The sequence below is a fragment of the Rahnella sp. PAMC25617 genome (assembly GCF_050606005.1).
GTDB classification, from domain to species: Bacteria; Pseudomonadota; Gammaproteobacteria; order Enterobacterales; family Enterobacteriaceae; genus Rahnella; species Rahnella variigena.
Window position 1 is genome coordinate 37,721 of record NZ_JBOCUM010000003.1, and the last position, 17,263, is coordinate 54,983.

Sequence of the window (17,263 nt, forward strand, 5' to 3'; positions counted from 1 at the left end):
GAAAGCAGCCAATCAGGCGCGGATTTTCGCCCACCACATCCGCGCTTTCATCCCCCGGTAAGAGGTCCAGCCCGTTGTCGTGGCGATAACCTGCCCTTTATCAATAATGACAAACGTCGGCGTGACGCCGATATCCCATTGCGCCGACAAATCGCCGCGTGAATCGTTAACCACCGGCATCTGAATGCCCTTTCCTTGCAGATAACGCGTCAGCGCCGCGTTGTCGCCCGAACGCAACGCCACGGTCAGGACGTTCTCTCCTTCTTCTGACAGCCGGGCAACGGAAGGTGTGGTCATTTTGCAGACGCCGCACCACGTTGCCCAGAAGTAGACCAGCAGCGGACGCTGCTGGCTTTGCTCGTCGAGCGTCAGGGACTGATTGCTGAGCGTCTGCAACGGCTGGCTGCCGAAACTGGCGGGAGCCAGCGGCGCACGCAGAAAATCCATTCCCAGCATCACCACCATAATCAGCACAACAAGAATCGCACCTTCGCGTGCCCAGCGTTTAAGTCTGGTCATGTGTTGCCTTCGCCAGTTGTTCCTTCACGACTTTCTGCAAATCCTCATAAGAGATAGCGCCTGCGATCAGCTGATCGCCAATAATCGTTGCCGGCGTGCCCTGAATCCCCAACACTTCGGCAATTTCCACATTGGTTTTCAGTTCAAGGTAACTGGCTGGCGTCACGCGTATAGGTTCCAGCCCGGCATATTTCACGGCCTCCAGTGCGCTGGCCTCATCATGCTGCCCTTTTTTAGACATCAGCCGCTGATGCACGAGCAGAAACTTTTCCGGATGTTGTTCCCACACGGTCATCGCCGCACGACCGGCAATAATGGAACTCGCACCGCGGAAAGGCAGCAGTTTAATCACCACTTTTACGTCAGGATTTTCTTCCGCGACCTTTTCCAGCATCGGGTCAAACTGCTTACAATAAGGACAGTTGTAGTCAGTAAAAGACACGATCGTCAGCCGGGGGTTTTTCGCGCCAAACCACGGTGAGGCCGGATTATTAAACAGGGTATCTTCCGGCGTCATCGCCAGAACAGCCGGTGAAATAACCATCATCATAATCAGCATTAATGTTTTCATTATCGGGCTCCACGGGCATCTTCCAGCCCCTGTAATACGGCATCACGGGTAAGCAACGGCGATAAAATTTCACCGGCAGGATTATGCGGACCATAAATTTGATTAAACGGCACGGCGACGCTGCCGCGTTTTTGCAGGAATTCAGTGATCGGTTTTGACGGCAACGTCCAGTCACCGCGCAGTGCCACGACGTCGTTTTCCGTCAGGGCTTTCTGCACATCTTCACTCATCAGTACGTTGTATTTGTTGGCTTTACAGGTCACACACCAGTCGGCGGTAACATCCACAAAGACCACTTTTTTAGCCGCCAGCGCACTCTGAATCGCCTCTTCGGACAGCGGTTGCCAGGCAATATCATCGCGCAGCGGTTTGCCACCAGCGCCTGAAAACTGCGTGACAATCACCATCGCGGCGCCTGCCAGAAGTGCGCCCGCAACAGCAGTTAACGCACAATTGCGCAGGCCATAGCGTCGCAGGGATAAGGCAAACAGTGTCACCAGCAATACACCCGCCAGCACGGCGACAAACAGCGCAGATAAATGGTTTTGCATCAGGCTCAGCAACCAGAGACAGGCCGACAGCATCAGCGCGCCGAGGAAAAGCCGCAGCCGTAACATCCAGCGACCGGGACGCGGCAGGCACATCGCCAGCCCCGGCCATAAGGCAATCATCAGCCACGGCAGACTCATGCCGATGCCCAGCATCAGGAACAGTCCCCACAGCACCGGCAGCGGTGCGGCCAGTGCAAACGCCACCGCGGTGCCGAGAAACGGTGCCGAACAGGGCGTCGCCAGCAGCGTGGCAAACGCGCCTTCAGCGAAGTGTCCGCTGAGACCCGAACGCTGATGCGTCGCCAGACGTGTCGTCATCTTTGACGGCAGATTGATTTCAAATAATCCCAGCAGATTGGCGGTAAACACCGCCGTGACCAGCACCATCAGACCAATAAACCACGGATTCTGAAACTGAATGCCCCAGCCCAGCGTCTGATTGGTGTAACGGAGCAGCGTCATCAGCAATGCCAGCGCCAGAAACGAGGTGATGATGCCGCCTGACGACGCCAGAAACTGCACGCGAATGCTTTTACGGTTGCGCTGTTCCACCTGCAAAATACTGCCCAGTTTCATGCCCAGAACCGGCAGAACACAAGGCATAAGATTGAGGATGAAGCCCCCGGCCAGCGCCATCAGCGCCACCTGCCAGAGAGCGAGACTGCCCGGCGCGTCGGCGGGAAGCGCGCTCACGTCCAGGCTAATCTGCTGCGCCAGACCGTTGTCCGCCAATACAATACTCAGCGTTTTTCCGCTGATATCCTGTGCTTTATCGCCCCACTCGTCCGTCACCGGCAGCGTGAAAAGCGCCCGTTGCCCGTCCACTCTCACCACCGGTTTGCCCAGTGAACTGCCTTCCAGCGTATCGGTAAAGACCTGCGGATTTTGCCAGCCTTGCTCGCGGTGAGCGGTAATATGCAGTAACCCCGCGCGATAGCCCGCTGTCACGCTGTCCGCCAGACCTTCCGCAATCGGCACCTTGCCCATCGCGGCGGCGAACTGGCGCGCAAAATCTGCGTTGCCTCCGGTCGAACTGAGATCCAGACTAAAAGGATAGTCGGTGAGAATGCACACGTTGCTGCACACCGGCAGCGTCAGCGTTCCGGCGATTGTGGCAGGCGCGCTGCCGCTGAGGGTGACGGGCAGCGTGACGTCATCGTGATAGCCCTGAGTTGTCATGCCCGCCACATCAAACCGTGCGGGCGTCGGCCAGAACCATTTAACCTGTTGCGCAGTGACCGGCTTTTGCCACTCTACCGACGGCGCAATACCGCCCTCGCCCGGCGAACGCCAGTAGGTTTTCCAGCCCTTTTCGAGGCTGACAGAAAGCAGCAGACGGGTTTCCTGCTCAGAAGAATCGGCGGACTGCGCCTGTATGCGCACTTTTGCATGGGTATTTTGCGGGCTTTGCAGCCAGCCGGTATCAGCAGCATATCCGGTATGCAGCCAGAGCATCAGCAGGCAGCCAGCGGCCGCCCTGAATAAACTTCGCATAGATTTTCTCCAAAAATAAAATGTCACATCCTGATGAATAACAGGGGTGTTTTTATTCCCGGAGTTTTTATTCCCGAAATACACAGAGCCGCAAATGCACCCGCAGGCGCGGCACAGGGACGGCTTCCGGCACAAGCAGGCGGATCGCCGCCATATTGCCGCGCGACAAGAATGCCAGCAGCAGACTCAGCGCCAGAAACGCAAATTCTAATAGAAGAGGAGGAACAGAAAGCAGCGATTTGCTGCTGAGCTCACAGGGAGCAGGGATTTTGTCGATTTCGGAAATCGTGGATAGCGCCTGAGCCGTCGTCGTTTCCTGATGCAGGATCGAGGACAACGCATTCAGCCCGGCGATACGCTGTGTCATACACGTCAGTATGACCAGACAGGCCAGGCAAAAAAATATCAGTGCTGAACGCCGTTGTTTATCCACATTTCCCTCACAGACTGGCCGCCATTCTAACGGCCGCCCAAACATTCACAAGATGTATGAATCATGAATTACATGAATTTACGCTTACAAATCTGAACTGCGTTCCAAAGTTCAGGCGAAAAATCACTAGAGCGGTCTGCGCGAATACTGTATATTTAGCCAGTTAATAAAATTATATATAATGAGGAAAACCATGCGGGTTGAACTGATTTTTGACAAACGGAATGTCTCCGGCATCCCTAACGCCAGTGAAAAAATTGAAGCGGAACTGGTAAAACGCGTACACCGGATGTTTCCGGATGCGGAAGTTAAGGTAAAACCGATGCAGGCCAACGGGCTGAATACGCAAGGGGCCAGCAAGCAGGAACGTTCGCAATTAAACCAAATGCTGGAAGAAATGTTTGAAGAAGCGGACGAATGGCTGTCCGTCGAGTAAAAAACGGTTTCTCCGTTGCACTTGCTTACAAAGAGCAATTGAAATAAACAATCCATCGCTATGGCTTAATATAAGATGTGCATGTATACGAAATTCATTATCTTTCAGAGCGATGAGCTGTATTTTTATCGGACACCGGCCGGCATCATTTGATGCGGTGAATGGGTTCTCCTGCGCCATCGCTTTTCGCTTCAAACGCGTCAATGACTTTGCGAAACTGCCATGCCACCGAGCTCAAAAAAATCCAGCGCCCAACCGCATTTTTACACCAAGCGCTTTGCGCTGATTTGTCTCGGTATCGTCTTTTGTCTGGCGCTCCTGCTTGGCCGCGTAGGCTATCTGCAGCTTCTTAATCAGCCGATGCTGGAAAAAGAAGCCGATTCCCGCTCACTGCGCTCCAGCGTCATTCCTGCCGGACGCGGTACCATTGTTGACCGCAACGGACATCCGCTGGCACTGAGCGTCGCCTCCAAAGACATTATCGCTGACCCGTTCCGGGTGCTTGAATTACACAGCGACCTGAACAGCCCGAAATGGCAATATCTGGCCTCTGCGCTGAATATGCCGCTTTCCCAGTTACAACAAACCATCACCAGCGATCCGCAGCGCCGCTTTGTCTATCTTGGTCGCAAAATAGAAGAAGGCATTGCTGCCGATATCAGCCAGCTGCATCTGGGTGGCATCAGCACTCAGCTTGATGACAGCCGTTATTATCCGATGAGTGAAGCCGCAGCTAACCTGGTCGGCGTCGTCGGGACAGATAACGAAGGCCTGACAGGCGTGGAAAAAGGCTTTAACGCCCTGCTTCAGGGTAAACCTGGCATGCGCGAATACCGTCAGGATCGCCACGGCAATGTCATCGGTATTCTCAAAGAAGTCGCGCCACAACAGCCGCCGACCATTAATCTCAGTATCGACAGTTTTATGCAGTACGTATTGTACTCGCGGCTGCGCGATGGCGTGACGCTCAACCAGGCAGAGTCCGGCGCAGCCGTTCTGGTGGATGTGAACACCGGTGAAATTTTAGGGATGGCGTCCTACCCTTCCTACAACCCGAACAATTACGCCGGCGTGCAGCCAAAAAACATGCGAAATGTGGCGATCAGCGACAGCTTCGAACCGGGTTCGACGGTAAAACCGCTGGTGGTAATGGCCGGTCTTAACCGCCATATGATCCGCCCTGATTCCGTTCTCGATACCCATCCCTACACCGTTAACGGGCACCTGATCCGCGATGTTGGTCACTGGCCGGCACTGACCATCACCGGTATTTTGCAAAAATCCAGTGACATTGCGGTATCGCACATCGCGCTGGCGATGCCTGCGAACGTGCTGGTTCAGCTTTACCAGTCATTCGGTTTGGGTAAAGCCACTGATTTAGGTATCGGTGGCGAGAGCAGCGGTTATTTCCCTGCGCACCGTGACCGCTGGGCGGATATCGAACGTGCAACTTTCTCATTCGGTTATGGCCTGCGCGTCACGCCACTGCAAATCGCCCGTGAATACGCCACGATTGGCGCGGAAGGCATTTACCGCCCGCTGTCGATTACCAAGGTAACACCGCCGGTGTTAGGCACCCGCGTAATGTCGGCTGACGTGGTCAGAACGGTCATTCATATGATGGAAAGTGACGCCCTGCCGGGAGGTTCCGGCCTCAGTGCGGCGGTGCCGGGATATCGTCTGGCGATTAAAACCGGTACAGCGGAAAAAATGGGGTCCAGTGGTAAATACGATGGCGGTTACATCAACTATACCGCCGGTGTAGCACCCGCCAGCAACCCGCGCGTGGCGCTGGTGGTGATGGTTAACAATCCGCAAGCCGGTAAACACTTCGGTGGTTCGGTTGCAGGGCCAATCTTCGGGCAAATCATGGGCGAAATTCTTAACCATATGAACATTGCTCCGGATGCACTGGTACCGGAAACACCGCCAACCACGGTCATAAATGGCGGTCAGAAAACCGATCTGGTGCGACGCCCGGCAACCGATGGTTAAACGAAACCTATAAAAATCGTTTTAAATTCCTGACAGGCTGGATCTCAGCGGAAGAAGCAGTTAACGTTCGCAAGAATTAATCGTTGGCTAATGATCCACGCTGGAGGAAGAGCGCAAGCTCTGTAAAAAGAATGAAACGGCTTCTTATCGTTTTTCTGATATTTGTTGTGGTGTGTCTGGCTGTAATTGCATTGAATATGCAGGGCAGCGGCCCGTGGTAACTGAATTTTATGCCCTGAACGGGGATGAAGGGAGAAACCACGTTGCCAACCGGTAAGAACTTTTACATCATCATTGTTCTTATCCTCGTCGGGATCGTTCTGGTTGACGACGGTATCGCCCGCCTGATTCACTGGATCCTGTTACGCTAAATGATGGCCCGTCAGAGTGCCTGAGCACTCCTTTTCAGCGGGCCATTTATGTCACTTCTGTTGTAATACACCTCAGAGCAACACCTGCCACGCCATCACGGCGAAGTCGTGTATAATAGCGATATTCAACCTTAAAACAGACTGGTTATGGCTCAAGATATTCATATCGCTATCGTCTGCGCACTCAGCAAATGGATTGAAGGCCATCTTGGTCGTGTCATCCACCTTGAAGAACTGGCTGAGTATTCAGGCTATTCGCTCTGGCACATGCAAAAGTTGTTCAAAGAATCGACAGGCATTTCTCTGGGGAAGTACATCAGGGAACGTCGTCTGGCGAGTGCTGTTTATCAGCTGAGCAGCAGTGATACCCCGATTTTCGACATCGCGATGGATTTCGGCTTCGGCTCGCAGTCACACTTTACCTACATGTTCCGCAAGCGTTTCAATATCACGCCGCATGAATTCCGCCAGAATCCTGAAATCGAACTTGATGTTTCTCCCCCGCTGCATCTGATCCACCAGAAATCAGCCTGAGGCTGTCAGATCTCTTGCTTTTTGCCATAAAAAAACGCGGCCATCAGCGACCGCGTTCTTTTTACTGCTTGTTCTTTTGACTCAAATCTAAACGCTATTCTGTGTCTGAGAAAGGCACGCTTAGAACTGATACACCAGACCTACAGCGGTAACGTCATCGGTGTTGATACCGGCGTTATCGGTGAAGGTGCTGCTGTCGATCAGGTTGATTTTGTAGTCAACATAGGCCGACATATTTTTATTGAAGTAGTAAGTCGCACCCAGGTCGACAAATTTCACCAGATCCTGATCCTGGTAGTTGTTGCCCAGACGGTCGGAACCTAAATCTTTACCGCGAGTTTGGTTATAGGCCACGAACGGACGGAGACCGAAATCGAACTGATAGCTTGCGTAAGCTTCAAATGCCTGTGACTGGTTAGCATAACCGTAAGCTTCTGAATCGGTTGAACCGAAGCGGGAAGCGTTATAAGCCTGAGTAAACATGGCAGCAAGGTAAACGTTGTTAGCGTCATATTTCAGACCGCCGGTGTAGCCTTCCGCTTTTTTACCGTCGCCCATGATGCCCGGTGCACTATTTTGCTCATCAGTACGGTCAGAGTTGAAGAATGCACCTGCCACGCTGACGCCCGCGCCAATGTCGTAGCTCAGGGACATACCGTAACCGTCGCCGTTCTGAGTCAGCACATCACGTGTACCTGGCTCACCGCCGCCGCTGTCATTTTTGCCCTGATATTGCAGAGCAAAGTGCAGGCCATCCACCAGCCCGAAGAAGTTCTCGTTACGATACGTTGCAACACCGTTGGTACGCTGATAAAGGAACTGGTCAGCGCCGTAGGTTGAACCATCGAACTCTGGCTGCAAGTCGGTCCAGGCGGCCACGTCATACATAACGCCGTTGTTACGACCGTAGTCAAAGGAACCCATGTCGCCGAATTTCAGACCGGCGAAACCGTAACGGGTAAAGGCGCGGTCGCCGTCATCAGAGCTTTCAGCCTGGTTAGCCTGAACCTGATATTCCCACTGGCCGTAACCGGTCAGCTGGTCAGTGATCTGAGTTTCGCCTTTGAAACCAAGACGGATATAGCTCTGATCGCCGTCAGAACCCTTGTCGTTAGAGAAGTAGTGCAAACCATCAACTAAACCGTACAGGTCGAGTTTATTACCATCTTTATTATAAACTTCTGCCGCACTTGCAGATCCTGCGACCACTAATGCAGGGATCATGAGTGAAAGAACGCGGAGTTTCATTTTTCTGTCCTCGATAGGTGTCGGACCGTGCCACTGAATGTAAAGTACACGTTTTTACTGATTTAAATCTGCTTAACGCTTGTTGGTATCTGTATAAAAGTTGGCCCGACATGGCAAATCCATTCTCTTGATATAAATACTTTTAATCCAGAAAGAAAATGATACGAAATTAGTTAATATATTTCGGAAGTATTTAAAGGTGTAACATTTTATTAATATCGGGTAAAATTAAACCTATGTTTAGATGTTAAAATAAAGCACGCAAAGCTAAATTAACCAATAATCCTTTAAAATCAGTTAATTATACAAAATGATTACCGCACTAACTGATAAAGCATCTATTCACCGATAATATATAATCATCCTCGCTATCATCATTATTTGTTATTTATTACCCTCATTCCCCGTTTTGTGGAAACAACAGCCGGCCCTTAGTGGTCGGTTTTTTTTTGTTTTGCAAAGAGATGATTACCGCCTGTGACATTCATCAATCATTATATTTTCCTGCTGAAATGTATTTCTCCATAATTACCTCACACTTTCTCCATCTTTGAGATTTTGATTTTCTTAATAGTTGATATCTAATCTCCTCAATTAATAAGGGATTTCAGGGTAATTATTAATCTTTATTATGCAGAGGCTTTGTTGGTCAGTGGCGGTTCGGATCCGTTACTATAACCAAAGTCAGACCAATCCCGCTGATCGCGCAGGGGAAGAAAGGTAGACTTCGGGTGCCGCGCAAAACACCGTTTTTACTCAATAGCTCAGGGAACCTCATGCCACATCAGGACCAGCACGACAACATTTCCAAAGCCAGAATGCTTCTGGCGACCCGCCGTTTTCTTAAACTCGACGAGTGGCTGTTGTCACAGATGCGTGGCTGGCAGAATCAGGGCGAAGGTCACAGCGATTACGGGCTGCTGATGCATCCGGCTACACTGTTTACCGGCACGGAATCCCCCCCGCTCAACCCGCTGGAGATCCTCAGTGACTGGGCGCAGCAATGCCCGCAGAGCTATCACGCCCACACTTTGCTGGGTATGGTCTGGCATGAAAATGCCTGGATTATCCGCCAGCCCCAGGAAGGTGAAGACGTCGCTGATCACCAGTGGCTGGGGGCACAGTTATGCTGTGATTACGCGGTACTGTCATTTTTACGTGCTATTGAACTGCATCCGCGCCCGACACATGCCCTGCGCCACATGATGAATCTGAGCGGCGGTTTCGGCGAGCCGTACTGGCTGAAAGCGTTGTTTGCCGGTGAAATCCCCAAACCTTTGCATGAAAAGTTTTCGATTCAGGGCAGTGAAATCTGGCAGGCGGGTGTCGCACACATCCACGCACTGGGATTCGAGCCCGCAACACACTGGCCGCAGATACTTCCCGCGGCGTTGCAACAAACCCGTAAAAATGATGAAGAAGCGCTGGATTACTGGCTGCGCATGGCGATGTCAGTCCGCCACGCCGACGTTGGCACCATGGAATCCTACCTTTTATTCCATTCCGCTTTCTGGGGCGGCAGTGACGCGCAACAGATGCAAATCATCGACAGTCCGCTGTGCGCAGAATTTAGTGAAGAAGAACGTAATCAGTTCCGCGCCAACGCGCTTTGCGATGCGCTTTCCGGTGATATCGCCGACAGAGAATCGCCTCAGGCGCAGGAACTCCAGTCACGCTTAGCTGCATTACTGGCTCAACCGCTGGCGCCGGAAACGCGAGTCCGTCTGCTGGATCTGGCCGGGATCTGCATCGCCTACTGGCAGGACGACGATCAGGCGGGTCTGGCTGTCTATAACGATTTATTTGCTGTTTCACCACAGGCGATGCCCGGTCACGCCGCGCGGATGTTTATCTCCCGTGCCGTGCTGGCCAATGGCCATCAGGAAGGTTTACCGGTACTGACCCAGCTGCTGACCCGGGGTCTGAGTCAGGCAAATGATCCGGTACTGGTGGCGTTTGCCGCAACGGCCTTGCAATCAGGCCTGTACGGATTACCGGCGCGTCCTGAATTATGTCAGGGGCTGATGGAACATGCGTGGTCGCTTATTCAGCAAGCGGGCGACGAACAACCGGTAAACGATCTGGTGACACTGGCGCACGACATGGCGATCAATGACGATCTGGACGCCGCACATTTTCTGATGACCGAAATGGCCCGCCACGGCAGCGCGATCCACTGTTACGAGTTGTACTTTTTCTACCGCAACGGCTGGCATCAGGATGTTCCTGAGCAGTATCACAACGACAGTAATGCGATGGACTGCGTGCTGAGTGCCGCCCGTTCAGGGATGGTGCCCGCTATGTTCACCTGCGCCAATGCGCTGCGTGAAGGGCTCGGTGGCGAACCCGATTATGAACAGGCCATGCACTGGTATCAGCGGGCGATGGACGCCGGCCATTTATCCGCCGCCTACTTCCGTGCGAGTTGCGCGCTGGATAACGGTTCGGACGCCGAAAAGCGTCAGGCTGCCGAAGTCTGGCTGCCGGAAATCCTGCATAACGCGCAACATCCCGATCGCGCCGAAGCCGCTTATACACTGGGCATGGCGTGGCTGACCGGTACCGGCGTGAAGAAAAACCGTTATACCGCTGATAAATTCATGGAATTCGTACTCGAACTCAATCCTGAATCCGAAGCCGCGAAGCAGGTGCATGAAGACCTCAGCGGCTCGCTGCGGGCGCGGATGAATTTGTGGCAGGACAAGCGGAAAGCGGAGGTGGAAGATCCGGTAGCCATTTACCACATCGTTCATCATGCTGACCCAGAAACTTCTCTGGAAGATGTGCCGCAATCTGACAACAAGTAAACCCCGTCCCCTCCTGCAAAAGGTTATTGTGGTTTACAGCTTGTAAACCACAACATTAACCTTTATATTGTTCACAGGATGTGAACTCAGGAGTGCTATGCATGTTATAGCCAAAGAAGCATTCGACCGGGCGATGCGGCAGTATCCCAATGATAAAACCGCCTTGCTGGCAACCTATCGCGGGCTCAAAGAAGGCGACTTTCCGACGCCAGATTCCCTGAAATCCGTCTTTTCCAGCCTCGACAATTTCCGCTACCGGCCCAAATGGTGGGTTATGAACGTCGGCGGCAATAATCTTCGCCTCATTGCTTATATCAATTTCGTCAACAAGCGGGTGTATGTAAAACATATCGTCACTCATGCGCTTTACGACCAGTTGAACAAACATTACAGGACTTACACACAATGATTGCTGAAGCTATCGAAGCCAGTAAAGCGCTGGTTAAAGCGGTTCCTCTGCTGGGAGGAAGTACCAGCACAGCCGATTATAAAAGTGCGCTTGAGCTGATTGATTATCTGATTGAGCATGATGACGAAAACCCGCTAATCGAGTTTCTGAGTGCAAAGATTGAAAGCTATGAGCGCCAGCATACCGATTTCGTCCCCTTTAATCAGGCGTTGGAAAATCTCCCGCGCGGCGTGGAAGCACTTCGCCAGCTGATGAAGGATTACGGATTAAAGCAGAGTGATCTAAGAGAGGAAATCGGCGGAAAATCGCTGGTCAGTCAGATCCTGAGCGGTAAGCGTTCGCTGACTGTCGAACATATCCGCGCGCTGGCGGTGCGGTTTAATGTACCGACGAGTTTATTTATTGACTGAAGGTTTGCAGGAGCCGCTGCAATAGCGGGTGATATCCTGGCGTTGCCACCCAATTAGTTTTAAGGTCAACACCTTGGGTTGCCACCCAATTAGTTTTAAGGTCAACACCGTGGGCTCGCCGCCCACACGGGCCCAAAGGGTTTTAAACGAAACCCTTTGGAATCCTGCGTTTTTTTTAACTGCGCGCTATCGCTTGCTGACCATGTTTCAGGTATCACTGCGACAGGCTGGAAATCTTGCCGCTGCGCGGTTCCTTCTCTCGGTCTTCGAGCCACAGGTCTCGAAGCCGCTCCGTTCAGCAAGATTTCTGAATCGCCCGCACGATATTAAATTCAAAGACAGACTATTTTTCATCTTTTAGATAAGTTGATTGGCGTGATCAAAAATGGCACCGAATGAATGGTTCGAGACCTATGGCTCGACACCTGAAATTCGGGAATCGCGCAGCGATGACATTTTGCGCCACCCACAATTGCGTCAGAACATGTCCGTCGTGCCCGCGAAGCGCGCAGTGAAAGAGCCCGGGGGGTCTTGGGGGGCGGCGGCGATAAGCCGTCCCCCAAGTCGGTGTGGGCCGACGCCCACGACCTTGAAGTTGAAGTTGAAGCCGCACAAGCAGCGGCCTCCTGCTTACCTCTCCCTCAACGATTCCTTCACCTTATTCAGCGGCTTAATCAAATAATCCAGCACGCTTTTCTGGCCGGTTTTGATGTCTACGTTCGCCACCATTCCCGGCACAATCGGGAACTGGCGGCCGGCTTTGTTGGTCAGGAAGGCTTTGTCGGTGCGCACGTAGACACGGTAATAATACTGATCGCGTTTCACTTCATCCTGCAAGGTGTCCGGCGACACGCCCTCGACTTTGCCCTCGAGGTCACCGTAAATGGACGAATCGTACGCCGAGATTTTTACCGTCGCCGGTAAGCCTGGACGGATATAGGCGATGTCGCGCGGGTTGATGCGGGTTTCTATCAGCAGTTGATCTTCTATCGGCACGATTTCCATCAGCTTACCGCCTGGCTGCAATACGCCACCGACGGTGGAAACCTGAATGTCTTTCACGATGCCATGTACCGGCGAATAGAGTTCGGAACGCGTCACCTGATCCTCTTTCCCTGCCATGACCTGCAATTCGGCGTCCAGATCGGCGTTATTCTTCACCTGCTCTTCACGGGCGCGCACTGCGTACTGGTTCGTTGCATCGTCGATTTTTCCGCGCAGTTCGCTGGCCTGACGTTTAAGGCGGATCACTTCCACCTGCCCCGCCGCGCCTTTCGCCACGAGAGGCTGGGTCATGTTGATTTCATCATTCACCAGTTTGAGCGACTGCTGCAGGTTACTGACGGTTTCGTCGCGGTTCTGTTTACGCGATAAATACAGCTGGCGTTCACGCGCCACCAGTTCCGGCGATTTCATGGTCTCCGGGCTGAATTTCAGCGGCGCACCGGTCAGTTCAGCACTCAGACGTTCAGATGAGGCGCGCAGGGTCCGCACGCGGGAAGCGGCTTCACCGAAGTTCGACTGCGAGCGCGTCGGGTCGAGCTGCGCCAGCAACTGGCCGCGATTGACTACTGAGCCTTCCTGCACCATCAGTTTTAAAATAACGCCGCCGTCGAGCGAGTCGATTTGCTGCGCTTTACTCGATGGCGTGACCTTGCCGGTGCCGACAGTAACTTCATCGAGCAGGGCAAACCGCGCCCAGACGAAGAAAATCAGCAGGCAAGCCAGCGATACCCAGATGATCCACGACACTTTGCGGCCTTCTGCTTCCAGTTCATCATGCAAAGTAAGATGTGCCATGCGATGTCCTCAGCAGCTCAGGCTGCGCCTTGTTTGTTGTCCGCCACCACGGCCGCAGCCGGAGCGGGCGTATTGCTGGCCGCTTTCGCGAGGATCTGATCCCGCGGTCCGTCAGCTACCACCCGTCCGTTGTCCATCACCACAATCCGGTCAACCAGCTTGAGCAGCGCCGGGCGGTGCGTGACAACAATCAGGGTGCGTCCGACCAGCCAGGCATGAAGCTGGCGGATCACATATTCTTCAAGCTGTTCATCCATCGACGCCGTCGGTTCATCCATCAGCACCACCTGCGGATTACGCAGGATCATGCGGCTCAGCATCACCATCTGACGCTGCCCGCCAGACAATCCGCGCCCGCCCTCGTTGATGATTTTATCCAGACTCGAAGCATCGGCCTGCACCATACTCAGCGCGCCGCTGATGCGCAGCGCCTGCAGCATTTCCTGATCGGAGGCATGGGGATAACCAAGCATCAGGTTCTGGCGCAGCGTGCCGAAGAAAAGCCGTGAATCCTGCGACAAATACCCCAGCTGACGGCGGACATCTGCCGGTTCGATTTTGGTCATGTCCACGCCGTCGATCAGGATTTTACCCTGCGACGGACTGGCCTGACCGGAGAGCAATTTCAGCAGCGTGGATTTCCCCGCGCCCACTTTGCCGAGGATCGCCACACGTTCACCGGGTTTGATTTCCAGCTGGCCGATGCCGAGCACATTCGGCGCATTTTCTTTGTCGTAGGTGTATTGCAGATTACGCACGTTGAAATGACCGCTGAGCGAGGGACAATGCGACAGTTCTGCATCCGCAGGCCGGTCGATCGGTTTTTTCAGCAACTCATCCAGCCCGTGCATGGCGCTTTTGGCGTGCTGCCAGCGGGAAAACACCATCGTCAGCTGCATCAGCGGCGCAATGGTGCGTGACGACAACATGCTGGCGGCGACCAGCGTACCGGTGGTGATATCGCCGTTCAGCACCAGATACACCCCGAACACCAGCATCCCGCCATAGGTCAGTTGCTGGACGGTAGATGCCCAGCCGGTCAGGCGTGCGCCCCACAGACGCTGTTTCATGCCGACCGCTGCGCTGACTTCGTGCGTCTGTTCCCACTGGCGCTGGAAATAGGCTTCGGCCTGCAAGGCTTTGATGTCTTCGATGCCTTCGATAGTTTCCACCAGCACTGCGTTGCGCAGCGCACTTTCACGCATCCCTTCTTTCGCCAGTTTCGCCATCGGCCACTGGATCAGAATGCCGGGAATAACGATCAGCGGGATCGCCAGCAGCGGGATGATCACCAGCGGACCGCCGATGAAGAACATGATGCCGAGGAACAGCAGCACGAACGGCATATCGGCGGCGGCGCTGACGGTCGTTGACGTCAGCAGTTCGCGCACCTGGTCGATCTCGCGTAACTGAGAGATAAACGAACCGGTGGATTTTGGCCGGTCGTCATTTTTGATGTTCATCGCCCGCACGAAAAACAGCGAAGAAACTTTGAGGTCGATTTTCTTCCCCATCAGATCGGACACCAGCGTGCGCATCAGGCGGATGACGTATTCCATGCCTGCCGCCAGCACCACGCCGAAGAACAGTACCCATAAGGTAGGGAAAGATTGTGCCGGAATAACGCGGTCATAAACCTGCATTGAGAATAAAATACCGGCCAGCGCCAGCACGTTGCCGAGAATGGAGGCCAGCGAGATTTCTGCGATTTTCCGCCCGCTGCCGCGAAAGTTTTCCCAGAACCAGTGTTTTTTATGCGGCTGAACAAACTGATCGATACGCTCATCACGCCCGCGCGCCGCCACACCCACCAGAAATACCGGCCCGGCGCTTTGTTCCAGCAGCGTAACCAGCTCCGCCGAGCGCAGCAGGTCACCGCCGTCGCTCAGCCAGTAATCCACTTTGCCGTCATCGTGTAACTGCTCAAGCACCGCAATGCCGCCCTGCTCCAGGGTTATCACGGCGGGTAACACTTCCTGCCGCCAGCGCACCTGATTCCAGCTGACCATGCCCACCTGTAACCCCATCAGCCCGCTCAGACGGTCGAGCTGACGGCGCAGCGGCTGATGTTCAAACCAGCGCATTTGCTGGCGAAGATAGAGCGGATCTGCTGGCTTACCGAATGTTTCGGCCACGCGCCCCATGGCGCTTATCCAGACATCGATCGACAAAGGTGTTGTTGTTTCGTTGCTCATTTCAACCTCGGTATCGAATGCTTCTGGGTTTTCCCACGGCCTGTTTCGCCTTACAGCGCCGGGATGGTGTCACCTGTTTGTTTCTGCCGGTCGATGCCTAACATATCGACCAGATTGTCCACGGCGGCGGCATAACGCACGGTGGCATCCCACCCGTCGTAGAGCGCGCCAATGCGCGACGTGTCGGCCTGAAATACGTCCTGCTCAACGCTGAGCAAATCGTTCAGGCTGCGTTTGCTGAGTTTGTATTCGTCCTGATAGACGCTGCGGGTGTGCGTGGCGCTGGCATACTGCTCTTCGCCCGCGACCTGCCGCTGCTGCCCGCCAATCATGTCGGCGTAAGCGGTGGACGCTTTTTGGTTGATATCCAGCTTGGCTTTTTCGACATCCGCCTGCGCGGCCTGCCGTTGCCCTTCTGCCGCCCGGACTTTGGCACTGACCGCGCCGCCCTGATACACCGGGGCATCTACCGCCAGCTGGAGCTGGTCATCCCAGTAAGAACCGGTGTTGCCGTTATTGTCATAACGGGTGCGACCGGCCTGAACTTTGACCGTCGGCCAGTGTTGCGCTTCCGCCTGATTAACCTGCTCAATCGCAGCCTGTTGCTTGGCCTGCGCGGCACGCACCAGTGTGCTGTTTTCGTAGGGGATTTTATCGAGAGTGACTTTCTGATTGAGAAGGCTTTCCGGCAGATCCGGCAAGTTATTTGAGACAACACCGGTCAGCACGGTCAGCTGCGCCTGTGCGGAGCGTTCCTGAGCGCGATATTGTTCAACGGTGGCACGCATCCCGGCAATGCGGGTTTCCGCCTGCAACACGTCAGACTGAGAACTCAGCCCGGCGTCAGAGCGCAGTTTCGCGGTATCTTTCACGCGGGTGAGCGATTCAATATTGTCCTGCGCCGCCACGCTTAACGCCTGAAAGCGTTTCACCGAGAGGTACGCCTGCATGGTGCTCAGCGCCACGTCGGTCATGGTGCTGTAAAGAGAAAAGCGATAGGAATCAGACAGGTATTCCTGCTCACCGATACTGCCGTTGGTTTTGCCAAAATCCCACAGCAACTGACTGAGCTGAATACCCGCCGATCCGTTGCTGCTCTGATCGCCTGATGAATAGGTTTGCCGGGATTGTCCCGCTGACCCTTGTAATGAAACCTGCGGATACCACGCACTTTTCGCCGCATCCAGATTCCCGCCGCCAACGCGGATTTGCGCCGCCGCTTCCGCGATTTGCGGGTTACGCGCGAACGCCCGCAAAATGGCATCCCGTAACGTCAGGCTGGCGCGCATTTCCTCCGTCGGTGCCGCCTGCCAGTTAAATTCCGGCTGTTTTTCCGCCGCCATCACACCCGTATTCCCTGTTAATCCCGTCAGACACAAGGTGCCCAACACAACGGCGATTTGCCGTATTACTCTCTTTTTTTTCATTACCGACACCACTTAATTACGCCGATTTTTTTTTGTTTTTTACTGATTCCTCCCCCTTTGCAG

Annotated in this window: 15 protein-coding genes; 7 read left to right on the forward strand and 8 right to left on the reverse strand. The window is 53.9% G+C overall.

All coding sequences use genetic code 11. The features are described from left to right. Window positions 1–12: 12 nt before the first annotated feature. The 4 genes from ACM615_RS02400 to ACM615_RS02415 form a co-directional block, all read right to left on the reverse strand. Window positions 13–519, reverse strand: a complete 507-nt coding sequence (locus ACM615_RS02400; RefSeq protein WP_431011384.1) for a protein disulfide oxidoreductase — start codon at window positions 517–519, stop codon at window positions 13–15. After that, complete coding sequence (locus ACM615_RS02405; protein ID WP_129639036.1) at window positions 506–1,090, reverse strand: DsbA family protein; 585 nt, start codon at window positions 1,088–1,090, stop codon at window positions 506–508. The genes ACM615_RS02400 and ACM615_RS02405 overlap by 14 nt, the downstream gene beginning before the upstream one ends. Beyond that, window positions 1,090–3,135 (reverse strand): protein-disulfide reductase DsbD family protein, encoded by a 2,046-nt coding sequence (locus ACM615_RS02410; RefSeq protein WP_431011385.1) that lies wholly within the window; start codon window positions 3,133–3,135, stop codon window positions 1,090–1,092. The genes ACM615_RS02405 and ACM615_RS02410 overlap by 1 nt, the downstream gene beginning before the upstream one ends. Window positions 3,136–3,202: 67 nt before the next feature. Next, a complete protein-coding gene (locus ACM615_RS02415) occupies window positions 3,203–3,568 on the reverse strand; it encodes a copper resistance protein (RefSeq protein WP_431011386.1) in 366 nt (121 codons plus the stop codon). A gap of 193 nt (window positions 3,569–3,761) precedes the next feature. Between ACM615_RS02415 and ACM615_RS02420 the strand changes: the two genes are divergently transcribed. The 4 genes from ACM615_RS02420 (at window position 3,762) to ACM615_RS02435 (ending at window position 6,904) form a co-directional block, all read left to right on the forward strand. After that, a complete protein-coding gene (locus tag ACM615_RS02420) occupies window positions 3,762–4,004 on the forward strand; it encodes a DinI family protein (RefSeq protein WP_112289970.1) in 243 nt (80 codons plus the stop codon). 222 nt (window positions 4,005–4,226) lie between these two features. Then, window positions 4,227–5,999 carry a penicillin-binding transpeptidase domain-containing protein gene (locus ACM615_RS02425; protein WP_113877453.1) on the forward strand — a complete coding sequence of 591 codons (1,773 nt, stop codon included), beginning with the start codon at window positions 4,227–4,229 and terminating at the stop codon, window positions 5,997–5,999. Window positions 6,000–6,244: 245 nt separating this feature from the next. Continuing rightward, window positions 6,245–6,370, forward strand: a complete 126-nt coding sequence (locus ACM615_RS02430; protein WP_255563977.1) for a hypothetical protein — start codon at window positions 6,245–6,247, stop codon at window positions 6,368–6,370. Between the two features lie 147 nt (window positions 6,371–6,517). Next, on the forward strand, window positions 6,518–6,904 hold the full coding sequence (locus ACM615_RS02435) for a helix-turn-helix domain-containing protein (protein ID WP_112289967.1): 387 nt from the start codon (window positions 6,518–6,520) through the stop codon (window positions 6,902–6,904). Between the two features lie 120 nt (window positions 6,905–7,024). Here ACM615_RS02435 and ompC read toward each other — a convergent pair whose 3' ends face one another. Beyond that, on the reverse strand, window positions 7,025–8,152 hold the full coding sequence (ompC, locus tag ACM615_RS02440) for a porin OmpC (RefSeq protein ID WP_112289966.1): 1,128 nt from the start codon (window positions 8,150–8,152) through the stop codon (window positions 7,025–7,027). A 776-nt stretch (window positions 8,153–8,928) separates the two neighbouring features. Between ompC and ACM615_RS02445 the strand changes: the two genes are divergently transcribed. The 3 genes from ACM615_RS02445 to ACM615_RS02455 all read left to right on the forward strand — a co-directional run bounded on the left by ACM615_RS02445 (window position 8,929) and on the right by ACM615_RS02455 (window position 11,778). After that, entirely contained in the window at window positions 8,929–10,959 is a 2,031-nt protein-coding gene (locus ACM615_RS02445; protein WP_240783312.1) for a DUF4034 domain-containing protein, read from the forward strand. Window positions 10,960–11,056: 97 nt separating this feature from the next. Then, entirely contained in the window at window positions 11,057–11,368 is a 312-nt protein-coding gene (locus tag ACM615_RS02450; protein WP_112289964.1) for a type II toxin-antitoxin system HigB family toxin, read from the forward strand. Then, window positions 11,365–11,778, forward strand: a complete 414-nt coding sequence (locus ACM615_RS02455; RefSeq protein ID WP_113877451.1) for a helix-turn-helix domain-containing protein — start codon at window positions 11,365–11,367, stop codon at window positions 11,776–11,778. The genes ACM615_RS02450 and ACM615_RS02455 overlap by 4 nt, the downstream gene beginning before the upstream one ends. A 630-nt stretch (window positions 11,779–12,408) precedes the next feature. Here ACM615_RS02455 and ACM615_RS02460 read toward each other — a convergent pair. The 3 genes from ACM615_RS02460 to ACM615_RS02470 are packed head-to-tail and all read right to left on the reverse strand — an operon-like array spanning window position 12,409 to window position 17,200. Beyond that, complete coding sequence (locus ACM615_RS02460; protein WP_112289491.1) at window positions 12,409–13,578, reverse strand: HlyD family efflux transporter periplasmic adaptor subunit; 1,170 nt, start codon at window positions 13,576–13,578, stop codon at window positions 12,409–12,411. A 17-nt stretch (window positions 13,579–13,595) separates the two neighbouring features. Continuing rightward, complete coding sequence (locus ACM615_RS02465; RefSeq protein ID WP_120162047.1) at window positions 13,596–15,773, reverse strand: type I secretion system permease/ATPase; 2,178 nt, start codon at window positions 15,771–15,773, stop codon at window positions 13,596–13,598. Window positions 15,774–15,823: 50 nt separating this feature from the next. Next, window positions 15,824–17,200 carry a TolC family outer membrane protein gene (locus tag ACM615_RS02470; protein ID WP_113877063.1) on the reverse strand — a complete coding sequence of 459 codons (1,377 nt, stop codon included), beginning with the start codon at window positions 17,198–17,200 and terminating at the stop codon, window positions 15,824–15,826. Between the last annotated feature and the right edge of the window lie 63 nt (window positions 17,201–17,263).